Annotated in this window: 9 protein-coding genes; 2 read left to right on the forward strand and 7 right to left on the reverse strand. The window is 27.9% G+C overall.

The annotated features are described in order from the left end of the window. Positions 1 to 181: 181 nt before the first annotated feature. Both CLCHR_RS09540 and CLCHR_RS09545 read right to left on the reverse strand, forming a co-directional pair. Positions 182 to 2188 (reverse strand): methyl-accepting chemotaxis protein, encoded by a 2007-nt coding sequence (locus CLCHR_RS09540; RefSeq protein WP_079439483.1) that lies wholly within the window; start codon positions 2186 to 2188, stop codon positions 182 to 184. A gap of 424 nt (positions 2189 to 2612) precedes the next feature. Continuing rightward, positions 2613 to 4637 (reverse strand): sensor histidine kinase, encoded by a 2025-nt coding sequence (locus CLCHR_RS09545; protein ID WP_079439484.1) that lies wholly within the window; start codon positions 4635 to 4637, stop codon positions 2613 to 2615. A 365-nt stretch (positions 4638 to 5002) separates the two neighbouring features. On the opposite strand from CLCHR_RS09545, the gene CLCHR_RS09550 reads away from it, so the two are divergent. Continuing rightward, entirely contained in the window at positions 5003 to 5491 is a 489-nt protein-coding gene (locus CLCHR_RS09550; RefSeq protein WP_079439485.1) for an RNA polymerase sigma factor, read from the forward strand. Then, positions 5484 to 6794 (forward strand): hypothetical protein, encoded by a 1311-nt coding sequence (locus tag CLCHR_RS09555; RefSeq protein ID WP_079439486.1) that lies wholly within the window; start codon positions 5484 to 5486, stop codon positions 6792 to 6794. The genes CLCHR_RS09550 and CLCHR_RS09555 overlap by 8 nt, the downstream gene beginning before the upstream one ends. Before the next feature lie 348 nt (positions 6795 to 7142). Here the strand turns inward: CLCHR_RS09555 and CLCHR_RS09560 are convergent, their stop codons facing one another. The 5 genes from CLCHR_RS09560 to CLCHR_RS09580 all read right to left on the reverse strand — a co-directional run bounded on the left by CLCHR_RS09560 (position 7143) and on the right by CLCHR_RS09580 (position 14740). Next, on the reverse strand, positions 7143 to 8369 hold the full coding sequence (locus CLCHR_RS09560; RefSeq protein ID WP_079439487.1) for a hypothetical protein: 1227 nt from the start codon (positions 8367 to 8369) through the stop codon (positions 7143 to 7145). A gap of 368 nt (positions 8370 to 8737) precedes the next feature. Then, complete coding sequence (locus CLCHR_RS09565; RefSeq protein ID WP_079439488.1) at positions 8738 to 10228, reverse strand: sensor histidine kinase; 1491 nt, start codon at positions 10226 to 10228, stop codon at positions 8738 to 8740. Then, a complete protein-coding gene (locus CLCHR_RS09570) occupies positions 10225 to 10908 on the reverse strand; it encodes a response regulator transcription factor (protein ID WP_079439489.1) in 684 nt (227 codons plus the stop codon). The genes CLCHR_RS09565 and CLCHR_RS09570 overlap by 4 nt, the downstream gene beginning before the upstream one ends. Before the next feature lie 96 nt (positions 10909 to 11004). After that, positions 11005 to 12552, reverse strand: a complete 1548-nt coding sequence (locus tag CLCHR_RS09575) for a glycosyltransferase 87 family protein (RefSeq protein WP_079439490.1) — start codon at positions 12550 to 12552, stop codon at positions 11005 to 11007. Positions 12553 to 12646: 94 nt separating this feature from the next. Beyond that, positions 12647 to 14740: a glycosyltransferase family 39 protein gene (locus CLCHR_RS09580; protein WP_079439491.1), complete on the reverse strand. Its 2094-nt coding sequence runs from the start codon at positions 14738 to 14740 to the stop codon at positions 12647 to 12649. Positions 14741 to 14880 lie beyond the last annotated feature (140 nt).

Consider the following 14880-nt stretch of genomic DNA (forward strand, 5'->3'; position numbering starts at 1 on the left):
ATCTATTATAACACCAGATACATTTAAATTCATCATTAATTGCCTAATTTATTCCTATTATACTTCATATTTTTTCATAATTATCATAATTGTAACACAACTAAAGTATTATGAATAAAAACTTCTATAATCAAATTCACAAACCTATTTGATTATAGAAGTTTTATTTTCAGTATAAAATTTAATTTTCTATCTTAAACCTGTCTATCTCTGAATTTAATTTTTCTGCCAATAATTGAAGATCATCTGCATATTTAGTAAATCTGTCCATGGCTGCACTAATTTCCTCTGTTGATGCAGTTACTTCTTCTGATGCAGAAGCAGTTTCTTGTGATATTGACGAAATATTATCTATCTCTATTACCACTCTCTGTTTTCTTTCATTTATATCAGCAACCGATAACTTTACTTCTTCAACCTTATTAATCATGACTCCAATTGATTTAAGTATTTCACTAAATATTTCTTGCGTCTTATTTACTGCTAAATCTTGCTCAATTACCACATCATTTGTAACTTTGATAGCCTCAACTGCAGCATCTGATTTTGCTTGAATATTTACTATAATCCCCTTAATTTCTTCTGTTGAACTCTTAGATTGTTCAGCAAGTTTTCTAATTTCATCAGCTACAACAGCGAATCCTTTACCAGCTTCACCTGCACGGGCAGACTCAATACTTGCATTTAATGCTAAAAGGTTAGTTTGCTCTGTAATTTGAGATATAGTTTCAGATATATTGTTAATTATTTTAGTACTTTCATTCATATCTTGCACTATGTTATCAACTTCACTAGTTGCAGACTTAGTTTTCTGTGATTTTTCTATTAGCGTGTCTATCATTTCTAGACCTTTAGATCCCAATTCCTTTGTTGCTGTAGAAAGCTTATCCATTTCATTAGAGTTATCACTTATTTTATCTAATCTGATTGATAAATCATTCATCTCTGAAACTCCACTTTGAGCATTTTGTGATTGATTTGTTGCACCATGTGAAACATCTTCTATAGCTCTTGATACTTCACCAATTGAAGCCGTCACTTCTTCTGACATGCTCGCTAAGTTTGATGAAGTTTCCAATACTGTCTTAGATGATTTTGTAACACTATCCATAAGTTCTGATATATTTTTTATCATACTATTAAATGAATTAGCTAAATCCATAAATTCATCTTTTGTAGATGGATTAATTGTTATCGTTAAATCTCCACTTGAAGCTTTTTCAAATACGGCTATTAATTTTTTAATATTTTCTGCTATACCTTTACTTAAAAATAAAGATAACACAATAGAAATTAATAATATAACTAAAACTGTAATCACTGTAGTCGTTAATATAGAATTTGTATCATTTGTTATTTCTTTTTCATCTAATGTTGCTACTAACTTCCATCCAGTCACATTATTAGTCTCAAAAACACCAAATTTTTTCGCATTATTATACTCATACGCCAAAAAACCTTTTTCAGAATTTTCAACACTCTCCCAGAAGGATTGCTTAGATGCTTCGTTTGTACCAATTAATTCTTTCTTTGGATGTACTATCATATTTTTACCTTCAAAATCTGAAGCAAATATATATCCACTATTTCCTATTTTCTTTGTAGCTATCTTTTCTACAAGGATATCTAATGAAACATTCATTGCGCAGACCCCTATAGTTTTGCCTTCTCTCTCTACTACCTTAGCAATTGCTACAACACTTTTCCCTGTTTGAGCACTTTTAAATGGCAAAGTTATTATTACCTTATCTTTTTGTTCTAAAGCTTTCTTATACCACTCTGTTTCCTTAGGATCAAAACCTTCTTCCATCTTGTCATTGGGGAATATTTCAAATTTCCCATCAGTAGTTGCAAAAAAAACACTAGAGATATCTTTATTGCTTTCCTTTACATTCTTTAACATTCCTGCGGTAAATGAGTATGGTTCATCCTTATCCGCATTAACAAAATTATAATTAGTTGATAACATAGTAACTGAGCTGCTAAATCCATTAAAATAATTGTCAATTCCATCATTTACTTCTAGAAGTGTCTGTTGACTTGTTGTTTTTAATTTTTCATTAAGAATTAATTTTGCTTGTCTATTTGCTCCATAGCCAAGAATAATCAATGGAATAATACATATTCCTAATAAGCTCACAACTAGCTTAGTCCGAATAGTATTCAGCTTAAATTTTTGTTGTTTCATTATTATTTCCCCTTTTCCTAAATGCATTAAATTATATAACGGTTACAATTCTGTAAAATAATACTTTTTTCAACATTTTACAGTATACAAAGTACATTATCGTTCTATAAAAAAATAACTTTATAGAAAAAAAGTATAATGCTTATCAATATTTATCATAACTTTTAATCAATCCAAGTATGTTTGCGGAAAATATTATCGAACTCTTTATTTTTTTAACTAATGCTGATTAATCTCCCAAATTTAAGCCTCTAATTTACTTAAAATATTAATTTTATTAAATATTTAAATAATTTATCATTAAACTATATGTAGATTATTTCTCCATAAGAAATAGCAGTAATTGGGTTACGCCTAAACTACTGCTTTAATCATTGTTATTAATTCTTCTCTTTTAGAACTTATATTTCAAATCTTTATTAAATTAATAGTATATATCTGAAAATTCTATTTCAGCAGATTCGATTATATTTTTTTGATAGTTAATCGGTTTTTCGATTGTAGCACAAGCTTCTAATGTATATTCTACCGTTGGAAAAGTTACTTTAAACTCTGTACCACAATTTAATTTACTTTCAAAAGTGATGGTACCCTTATGCATTTCTACAAGTTGCTTTACAAGAGATAATCCGATACCACTACCCTCTGTTTTTCTTGATAGACTTGTATCTATCTTTAAAAATCTATCAAATATTTTATTTTTCATTTCATTTGCTATACCTATGCCATCATCTTTTATCAAAATCGATATATTATCTTCGCTACTTTGATATATGTAAACTTCTATATTTCCGCCTTCTTTACCATACTTTACTGCATTTGATAAAATATTTAACATTATTCGCTCAATTAAATCCGAATCACATTTAACATATGCTTCTTCTATTTCTGTATCAAATATTAAGTTTATTTTCTTGCTTTCCACATATTCAACTATGGACATTGTTATATCTTCTACAATTGAAACAATATTTTCTATATTATAGTTTGGTTTAAAAAAGCTCGTCTCTATCCTTGTCGTATCTATTATATTATTAATTAATCTTATGAGCCTTAAGCAATTTTGCCTAATAATTTTATTGTATTTAATAATTGGCTGATTAATATTCTCATTTTTCAAATAGTTATTCTCAACTTGAAGTGCAGAATAAATAACATTTATTGGTGTTCTTAGTTCATGTGACATATTTGCAAAAAATTCATCTTTCATAGCTTCTTCTTTTGTCTTTAATTTCAGCAATTGTTCTGCCTCTTCCGCTTTTTTTCTATCTTCAATATCTCTGATAGTCGATATAGTATACTCTCCACTTTCATCATTAACAATTAATGAAGTTACTTCAAACCATTTTCTCTTATTTTCCCATATGAATTCATATTGTTGGGGTTTCTCTAGTATATGTCTGTCCATATTGTTAATTCTTGCTTTAAATATTTCAAGATATGAACTATCAATTATATCAATAAAATTCATATTTAATAATTTCTTATCATCATCGATTTCAAGCATATTCAAAAATCTCTTATTAGCCGATTCAATTTTCTTATCTCTTACAACCAAAATTCCATCAGGAATAAAGTTTATAAATTTTTCATGAAGTTGTTCAATACTATGAGCCTTTTGATTTGCTTTAATTAGATTTCTATTTACACACTCTAGCTCACTAACTTTATGATTTAATTCTTTAAATAAAATAGAATATGGATTAACAACTATACATTTAAATATTACTTTAAAACCATAATAATATGCTAAAATCTTAAACAAATGACCTGCTAGACTAATTCCTCCATATATATCATTATATGAAGTAAATAGTAAGAATGATGTTATTTGAAAAATGGATGCCATTATCAAATCAAATTTATTCTCCCTTACAACCTCTATTTTACTTTTTATTATTCTGAATAAAATAGAAATCAAACATAAAGAAAATATATACTCACTTATTTCATGAAAAAAAGTTAATCCTGTACCTTCAATATAACAATCCGGAAAAAAATGAAATATTATAATACTAGATAAACCAAGGATTATAACTACAAAGTTTATTATAAATACTTTATTGAAATTAAGTTTTTTATCAATGTATATAGATGATAAAGATAACATAATACATTCATAGTATGCTCCTAAAATACTCAATTGAACTGAAACATTAGAATCATCATCAAATGCATTAATCCCCTTATATGTCAATATATGAAACAAATCAATAACCCCTATAAACCCAAACACAATCGCCAAAATATGAAAATAATCATTATCACAAATTTTAGTTGTGCCTAATGCAATTAACATTAATGTTAACCCAAGAACAACCGGAATTATTTCTACAGTTGTATGAAAAGTAACATAACTTTGTTGACTACATAAATATAAAAATATGCACATTGATGTTATATATATAAATTCTATGACTTTTTTTTGATTAATTGGAAAATTATACATTTTAGTGCCCCTTTCTATAAAAGTTTATCACTTTTTTCTTTAGAAATCTCCTAATTTTCCATGTTTTACAAATATTTTTTTCGCCTTATATCTAATATTTTGTCAAATATTTCAAATAAATTATGCAAATGTTTATTTTAAATTAAAATTATTATATAGAAAAAATTCCTATTTGCACTTTTTGTGATATTCTATTATTAATATTTTTTAAATTTATCAATTTATAATCAAGCAAGTAATGATAGTTTGATTTTCTATACCTTACTACATTAATAATAAAATTTACCTTTATATAAAAAATTTCTTAACTCATGCAAAATTTTGGACAAATTAATCGTATTAGTATTGAAAGGAGGTTCAATTAAATGAATAAAGTTTATGGTACCAAAAATTATATTCATTATCTAATAGAAAAATATTCTGATATGCTAATTCGAATTTCATACTCTTATATGAAAAACTTAAGTGACGCTGAAGATATAACTCAAGATGTATTTATTAAATTACTTGAAAAAAGACCTGAATTCGAAAACACAGAACATGAAAAGGCTTGGCTGCTCAGAATTGCAATAAATTTAAGTAAAGATAAGTTAAAATCCGCTTATTTTAAAAATACAGCCCCATTAGAAGGAGATTTTATTGATACTAATCAAAAAGATGATGAAATAATACAAGCTGTACTCAGCCTTCCAATAAAATATAGGAGTATTGTTTTACTATACTACTATGAGGATTATAGTATCTCGGAAATATCAAATGTTTTAAACATAAAAGAATCCACTGTAGGTTCACAGCTTAGTAGAGGAAGAAAGTTACTCAAATCTATACTTAAGGAGGATTTTGAATATGAATAAAATTAAAGATTCTTTTTCAAAACTAAAAGCAAGTGATGAATTTAAAGACAAGCTTGAAAAAGAGTTACTCAATACACAATTAACATTAAAAACTAGTCCCTCCAAAAGAATTTATTATAAACCAAGTATAGTTGCAGCTTCCATATTATTTATATTACTTGGAGTTGTGAGTTTAAAGTTAATAATGAATACATTTGGAACAGATGATACTAATCTAGATGGCATTGCTTATAATCCAATAGAGAAGTCAAATAAAGAAAATACTAATTCCGATAGTTTCTTGGTTGATAATAGCACAAATGAAAAAGAAGAAACTAACAATAGTGATAATAATAATAAAGGTAATGATTTATTAGTTTATGCTGATAAATCTGAGCCAAATTCTCCTGAAAAAAGTTTATCAACAAAGAATGATATTTCTTCAGTTAATAATACTCCTAATCATGAAGAGAAAAAAGCTCCTACAGAGGATTCTAAAGATATAATATCTTCACATACTGAAAAAGTACCCATTAGAAGCATTTCTTCTAATGAACCAATAAATTCTATAACAAACACTTTATCAGATAATGAAGTATATATTCCAAGGCTTGAATTGCCTACTGAGGATACTAGAGTAGCTGCTAAAATGATTCCATTAATAGTGTATAAAGAAAAAATATATACACGATCTCCTATTGAAATAAATTTAAAAAATGTCAAAAGCTTTCTAGGTAGAAAGCTTGGAACTACAAATTCTAATATTAATGAATTAAGCTCAAATAGCGAATATTCAACAGAGTTTGCCTCTAATATCGGCGTTACTGACGTGTATTCTGTAAACGGGTATGATGAAGATTTTAGAATAATGACAAATTTAACCCTCCCAAATGGAACAAGCTATCCTGAATTTTATGATAGTCTTAATGGTATATCCATAAAAACTGGTGCGGACTTTTTCGGAAAGTTAAAACTTCAGAATAATATATTATCGGCTAAATTTCAAACATTTGATGATTGGAATAATGGTAATGGAATTTCTTATTCTATTAATGATTTTAGCTTGTTAAACTCATTTGTTGATAATTTAGATAAATCTATCCCTTATTTACCTGAAAATATAGAACCTTTACTAGGTGACTATGGAAATAATGACAACTGTAAAAAAATAACCTTTAATTTAAAAGACGGGTGTGAAAATTTAACTTTCACAGTACTAAAAAGTGGTTATGTATACTATGATTCACCTAATGTCTACTTTAAAATTGATGGCACAATTATCGAAGAAATTTGGGACAAACTAAGTATTATGCATATTAATTAGAAATAAATAAAATAATAATTTGATTAATAAATGCGTTTTATATCATAAATTAGGAAGTATATTGGCCTACTAATAGCCCGGTCAGCATTGAGGCAACTATTACTCTCTATTGACTATAGAATTAACATATCTTTTCAATTATTATTTTGTTCATAAATAAGTACTAAAAATATACTTAGATTTTAGATAATAACAAAACATTAAATAGCTAGGTGCTTAAGTTAAAGAGTATCTAGCTATTTTGTTCTGCTTTCATAAATAAATTGCTTACTTAAAATTCTAATATTTTAATTTGTCTTACATTTTAGAATTCTGGACTATTACTGCAGACAAATTAAAATTATATTTTTATAGTGGTTTTGTATCAATGAATTTTCTAAGTATTTCATCTGATTTTTCTATATTCACATAGAATGTCAGAGAATAGTAAATATCATTTTCCTTCCAAAGGCAGCTAACCTCTGGAACAATACCTGTTGAGGCATATTTGAATATTTGTATACCATTTAGCACTAGTTTCTCAGGTTTAATCAGAAGACTTCCGTACTCATCTTCATTTAAATAATCATTCTTTTCTATACTTTTATAATCCTTTAAACCTTTTCCTTGAGTAAAAACTATTGAGCCACTTTTATTATTATAAAAACTATTAATTTCAAATTTATTTTTATTGTTCTCTTTATTATAATCATCCGATATTCTCACAATTGAACTTGTCATAGTTAATTCTTTATCAATTTCTACAGGAAACTTAGGATTAAACTCTAAAATATTTTTTGCCTTCTCTAAATCTTCTTTATCATATATGTTCATTACAGGAGATTCTGTATAACTATCCTTAACTATTGAATACTTCACATTTCTTAAATCTTCAGGATATTTAATCGATTGTGCTATTTGCAATATATCACTTTGAGAAAGATTTACCGACATACTATTACTATCGCTGCTTTTAGACTCAGATTTATATTCTATGCTGTACCATAAGTCTTCATTCTGCCAAATAAAATATTTTGTAATCTTTTGACTTTCTATAAAAGTACCATTACCTATTTTTCTATCAGGAAATGTTGTTGATAAAGTGACATTTAATCCAGTAATTCCTCCTATCTTAAGAGGTTCCTTTTCACCATGAACTTTAACATTCTCAAAAGCTTTAGTCTTATCATTCTCAACATTCTTTAATGATTCAAAAGGATCTCCTTGAAAAATTTGAAAAGAAAAACTTCCATTTAAATTCTCAAAGAATATTTCTACTGCGCTACACTTTTCTGAGAGTTTTCTTAGTTGAAACCCTGACACTTTATTTCCTTCTAGTATAAAATCAGGAATCTTAAATTTAAAATTCGAAACTTGTTCTAATTTCCCAATATCATCATAGCTTTTTACTGGCGCGTCAATAATAAAATTATGTTGACTTTCTGTATATTTCCCACCGCTTTCTATAGTAGTCGTCTCACGTTGTATAGCACTTACTTCAATATAATTTGTCAATATAAAAGGCGTAGTTATCGTAAATAATAATACTGTTACTATAGATGATTTATACGAAACATTTTTAAATCTCTTTATCATTTTTTCCTCCTTCAATACTTTTATCTATTAATAAGTTAATGAAATGTATTTACTTTTCTCATAAAGTTATAATAATTTTATCATAATTCCAATTCTTTTTCCTTATTTTTCCTATTACATTTCACAACTTTTATTCTCATTTAAAAATGTTTCTTTTTATTAATTTATATATTTTAAGAAATTATATTGTATAATTCTGCATTTAATTGTAATTTTCATTGCATATATTTTGTTAGATTTTCATAAAATCTTTTTATTCATTATTGTAAATTAACATATAAAGCCATGCATATAAGGATATATTCTTCCTTTCTATACATGGCTTTTAAATCTAATAAAACCCTTTTTTATATTATTATCATATAATTTTAAATATGAACTTTATTCATTTCTATCCAAAACTTAACTCCGCCTTCAACATTTTCTACTCCATAAGCATTATTATGAAGCTCTGCTAAGGCTTTTACTATTGAAAGACCAAGTCCATATCCACCATAAGCTCTAGTTCTAGCTTTATCTACCTTATAAAAGCTTCCCCATATCTTATCAAGTGACTCATTTGGAATATGCCTGCCAGTATTAAAAACATTTATTCTTACTTTATCAGCAATAACTGTTTTATCTATTTTAATTATTTTAGTATTATCTATGTGATTAATAGCATTATTAATATAGTTTGTGAGTATTTGCTCAATTCTGGTCACATCTCCTAAAACAACACAGCTTTCACCAAGTTCTGTTATTACTTGTATATAATTTTCTTCAAAAATAGACCTATATTTATTTAAAACATATTCTATTAATGATACTAAGTCAAATTCTGTCTTTTCTATATGAAAATATCCTGATTCAATTTGAGATAAATTAAGCAGGTCTTTAACTAATTTATTCATTTTTTCTGTTTCTTTAATTATAACATTACAATAGAAATTTTTATCTTCCTCGCTTTCATTAACATTACATGCTAGTCCCTCAGCATACCCTTGTATTACAGACAAAGGTGTTCTTAACTCGTGAGAAACACTAGATATAAATTCTTTTCTCATTTCATCTATTTTTCTTTCTTTCTCAATATCTTCTTCAAGCTGCCTATTTTTGATATTCAATTCTGTGATTGCTCTATTTAACTCACCAGATAAATAATTAACACTTTGTCCAAGCTGACCAATTTCATCTTTTCCATTAATTTTGCATTTTTCACTAAAATCAAATTTAGCCATATTTTGAGCTATACTATTTAACTCTAATATTGGTTTGGTAAATTTTTTTGAAAACCAAAACGCCCATAAACTACCTAATGAAATTATTAACGCTCCAATTATTAATATGAATTTATTCGCAATACTTACACTTTCTCTTATTGAAACCAGTGGAACCCTTATAGTTAATATATCACTATTATTTAATTTTGTAACAAGTGTTAAGAAATCAACTTTTAGCTGCATATCTCTTCTTGATTCAAATATATATTCGCCTTCAGTATAACGATCATATTTATTTTTTTCATCATCTTGATCTAGCAGCGGCATCATATTACCCTTTGAATGATTGTTATCAATAATGTTTTTTTCATTTGGCAGCCTTCTTGAAGATTTATAAACCAGCTTCCCTTCTTTATCACGAATATCTATGTTTCCCCCAATTATGTTAGCCATCCTATCTAACTCATCCTGAGTATCATCCGCATTTCCTGTGTACATATCAGTTAATTTTTTTGCACTTTCTATGAGCATGCTTTTCTTATTATTGATGTAGTATTGATCAAGATATAAACTATTTAACATCCATAAAAGTAGAATAAAGAATATAAGTAGAAATGTAATTGACATAAAAAGCCTTGATCTTATTGATTTATTCATTTATCTACCTCAAATCTATAACCGTATCCACGTACAGTATGTACATAATCACTTTTTGTATCTAATTTTATCCTTAACCTATTTATATGTGTATCCACTGTTCTTAAATCACCATAGTAATCATATCCCCATACTTTATCAAGTATCTGTTCTCTACTTAGAGCTTTTCCATAATTCTCAGAAAGATAAGTTAGTAGTTCATATTCTTTAGGGCTTAAGTCAACAATATTCCCTTCAATAGTAACTTGATGAGCATTTTTATCTATCTTTAATCCCTGAAATTCTTTAAGCCTAGAATCTATAACTGTTGATGTGGCTCTTCTTAATACGGCATTCACTCTTGCAATTAATACATTGGGACTAAACGGTTTCGAAATATATTCATCAGCACCAATATCTAACCCAAACACTTCGTCAAATTCTTCTCCTCTTGCAGTTAACATAATAATTGGAACTTTAGATTTTTTTCTTATTTCCCTACATACTGTAAAACCATCATATTCAGGCAGCATAACATCGAGAATTATTAAATCAATATTTTCCTCTAACGAGAAGATGTCTAACGCCTGTCTACCGTCTTCTGCTTCAATAGTTCTATATCCTTGTCTTTTAAGAAAATCTGTTACGAGTTTTCTAATTAATTGTTCATCATCAACAACTAGTATTTTTTTTTCTTTCATGGTCATACCTCCGAAATAACTGCCTTACAGCTCATTATAATCCTTCTTCGTTACAATATAGTCACAAAGTAAGAAAATTAGTATTAGGAAATTTCTTTATTGCTTTGTTTTTATTAATTTTAAATTATTAGAAACTCTTTTTAAAGTATTATCTAGAAGAATTTTTACTAAATATATTACTAATAGTATGTTTAAAACTGCGCTTCCTCTAAGAAAAATATTAAAAGTAGATTCAGTTGCACCAAAAAGTACGATAGCTATATTGATAAAACTAGTAATACTAAACCCTACGGCCAAAATGAAGAACCTTGCATCTCTTAAATAAATATAAGCTACAATAGCTAATGCCACTGCAGGAAATAGATATCGTTCATGCATTCCAACCGAAAAAGTGAACACTCCCGCTATTTGAAGCAGCCCTATTGCAGAAATATACTTCCTATTATTTCCTTTAATATAGATAAACCAACTTATTAAAGTTGTTATTATAATAAAACCCATTCCTATTGTATGATAATTAAACAAAAATAAAGTTCTATTGTCATTTTTATAATTGGCGCCTATTAAACTAAAGAAATTAAATGCATTAACAGAAGCATATGGATACTCTGATATAGTTCTAGAATATAAATTAACAATCCAAAATGGACTTTGCTGATTAAAAGCAAATGGAATTATAATAATTATTGCAGTAACTACGGAAGAAACTGCACAGTAGATAAAATTCTTTACTTTTCTCTGCCTTACTAATTCAAAGAAAAGTATTGGAAAGAATATAATTCCCTGAGGTTTCATTAATACTGAAATTACAAATATTAAAGATGAAAACACATATCTCTTCTCACATAAGAAATATACTGCAAATATAATTAATAATGTGAAGAAAGAATCAACTTGTCCCCAAAATGTTGAATCAATAAATACAGCTGGATCGAATATATAAAAAAATGCCAATAAAATACTGATTAAAGAGCTTAAATATTTTTTCCCTAATTTATATATAAAATAGCCTGAAATAACATCCGCTGCTATAGAAGGTATTTTTAGCAGCAATATATAATATGCATTTAAAGTTGGTAAACTAGCCAACTTCCCGATTAATGCTAAAACATATATATATAAAGGCGGATAATCTGCCTGCCTTGCATTAGAATAGAACTGTGAAAATCCATTAGCCGCTACTTGTGCCCAATTCTTAAATAAATTAATATCATTATGTCCATTCATTAAAGTTGAAGCTCCTATTCTCAAAAGGAATCCTACTGCTAACAATGTAATTAAAATATGCCTTTCATCATGAAAATCTACTTTTATCTCTTTTTTACGTAAAAAATAATAAATCCCACAACTTAAAATTAAAAATACTACAGAGTATACAGTAAGTTGCTGAAGATATTTACTGCCTCCACCTCCCCTTTGCATATTTCTATTGTTTCCTATTTGCTTGTTATTATTTATATTTGACTGATTTCCCTGATTTCGATTTACTTGACTATCTCTGTTTAGATCAACTTGGTTGTTTTGCTTCATTAAACTATTACTATTATAATTCTGCACAGAAAAAATACTTATAAATACTGATACTATTAGTACCAATATTAAGCTTATTCTTAGTATATATTTTTTACCGCTAGTTTTCCCCATTCCTTTCTCTCCTTTTCTAATGAACTGTATTAAATTGTTACAATTAAATAAATGGATAAAATAATTCATCCATTTATAATAGTTATGTTAATTTTTATTTTAACGTATCGGCTACGCCTTTTAGATCATAAAGTTGCTCTGAATTATTACTACTAAACCTTGCCATGTTTTGTCCTATTAAATTTTTATTTTCATCACTATTTTTAGACTCACTGTTTTGTACTACATCTTTGTATTGACTTTGAGGCACCAATGTACCGTTTTTAGTGACCCAGTTCATAATTTCACTACTGCCACCACGACCCATACCTCCAGTAAGTACATATCTTACTTCATCATTTTTAACCAATTCCTTAAATTGATCTAATGATATTATATTATCTGAACCTGAAAAACCTCCAAGAGCCATCACTGGTTCGCCAGTTTGAATGATAATATTATCAGCACTTTGTGATGAAGCAACAACAAGTATATATTTCTCATCTACCCTATTGTTAATTAAAAAATTTATTAACTTTGAATTTGAGCTAGAATTATTTCTTCCGGCATTAAAACCTCCTATTTTATTGTTTGAAAGAAGTTCTAATCCAGCACAAGGGATAGTACTATTTACACTATGAGTTATAGCTGCACTAGCACCAAGAAATGGTGTAGTTAAAATTCCTAGAATCCCACACCCTAATACTATCTTCTTAATGCGCACATTTTTATTGCTATTTAAGTCTGTATATTTTTTTCTTCTAATAATCGTAATAATGTTCAATATAATCAACATTCCTGAAGCAGAAAAACACAGTATTAAACCAGCTATAATAATATTTCTAGCTATACCTGATATATTAGCCTCAAAGTTGGAGAACATTGCTAAATGGGTTACCCCCTCTGCTAATAAAGAAGCTGGCAGCAACCATGATTTACATTTGCCTTCTTTAAATAATTCCCACATAGCTACCACTCCAATTCCAGTTAAAGCTGCTATTGGAGGTGCCATCATAGTTAAATAATAAGGATGAAATAGACCTGTTGTGTAACTAAAATATATAAATTCAGGTGCTAACCATATAAACCAAAGAACTAACGATATTTTCCTCTTATTATCTAATTTAAATCGCAATTTTTCCTTTAATGCACCTGCCACAAAACCTATTAACGCTATTGGTAAAAACCAAACTATTTGATCAGACAAACTATTTTTAGAGAATAATCTTGTTATGCCAGCTTGAGCTTGACCTCCAAAAGAACCCTGAATACCGCTTTGTCCAGTACCATTAGGTGACTGCATATTTCCATTTTTCTGATTCTTAATAGTTGGTGTCACTCCATGCATTCCTTTATCATTATTTTGAGGTGATTCATCCATTCCTCTGTTATTTCCATCATTATCTCTAACAGATTTGCCACTTAATCCAAGTCTTTCTAAGCCATTATGACCAATTATAAGTTCTAAAACACTATTGTTTGTGCTGCTACCAATAAAAGGTCTGTTTTGTGATGGAACTAAGTCAACAATTAACGCCCACGATAAAGATACTGCAAAAAGAATAACTGTACCAATAACAAGATTACCAATTCTCCTTTTAAAAGATATTGTTGATGAAAGAAGATATGTAATATAAAATGCCGGCCCAATCATATATGCCTCTAACATTTTTATATTGAATCCAATTCCCACAAGTATTAAACTCATAAATAAATACTTTACCCTTCCTTTTTCTGCAGCAAAAGTAAGCATAATGCACGCAAAAAGTAACGTAACTACAAGCAGATTATCAATAGTATTATTCCTGCTTGCTGCTACAAAAACTGGAGTTATAGCAAGACAGACTGCTGATATTAATCCTGCTTCGGTCCCATAAGCCCTTTTAACAAGATAATATATAAGATAAACTGATATTACTCCTGCTAAAGCTTGTGGTAACAGTATACTCCACCCGCTAAATCCAAATATCTTAGCAAATATTGCTTGAATCCAAAATCCAAGTGGCGGTTTATCAATTGTTACAAAGCTCCCCGGATCAAAAGATACGAAAAAGAAGTTTTTGATACTCAATGTCATACTTTTTACTCCTGCGGCATAATACCCATTTCCATTCCCCTCTATTCCTATATTTGCAAAATTTAATATTCCAGATAATATTAAAATTAAAGATATCCCTAAATATTCTTTAGTGAATTTATATTTTTTCATTTTTACCTCCTCATACCGTGAGCCTCAGTTAATTATTATATAGTGGTATTGTATTATTTAATTGTCACATTCTTGTTACAGTATAATTACAATTTTATTGCATCAGTAAATGTTTTAAATAATTTTTTATTCATGACATT

Origin of the sequence: Clostridium chromiireducens, assembly GCF_002029255.1 — a bacterium.
GTDB classification, from domain to species: domain Bacteria; phylum Bacillota; class Clostridia; order Clostridiales; family Clostridiaceae; genus Clostridium; species Clostridium chromiireducens.

Coding starts and splice junctions, on each gene's coding strand:
- CLCHR_RS09540 (WP_079439483.1), bottom strand. CDS start 2,188: ATGAAACAACAAAAATTTAAGCTGAATACTATTCGGACTAAGCTAGTT.
- CLCHR_RS09545 (WP_079439484.1), bottom strand. CDS start 4,637: ATGTATAATTTTCCAATTAATCAAAAAAAAGTCATAGAATTTATATAT.
- CLCHR_RS09550 (WP_079439485.1), top strand. CDS start 5,003: ATGAATAAAGTTTATGGTACCAAAAATTATATTCATTATCTAATAGAA.
- CLCHR_RS09555 (WP_079439486.1), top strand. CDS start 5,484: ATGAATAAAATTAAAGATTCTTTTTCAAAACTAAAAGCAAGTGATGAA.
- CLCHR_RS09560 (WP_079439487.1), bottom strand. CDS start 8,369: ATGATAAAGAGATTTAAAAATGTTTCGTATAAATCATCTATAGTAACA.
- CLCHR_RS09565 (WP_079439488.1), bottom strand. CDS start 10,228: ATGAATAAATCAATAAGATCAAGGCTTTTTATGTCAATTACATTTCTA.
- CLCHR_RS09570 (WP_079439489.1), bottom strand. CDS start 10,908: ATGAAAGAAAAAAAAATACTAGTTGTTGATGATGAACAATTAATTAGA.
- CLCHR_RS09575 (WP_079439490.1), bottom strand. CDS start 12,552: ATGGGGAAAACTAGCGGTAAAAAATATATACTAAGAATAAGCTTAATA.
- CLCHR_RS09580 (WP_079439491.1), bottom strand. CDS start 14,740: ATGAAAAAATATAAATTCACTAAAGAATATTTAGGGATATCTTTAATT.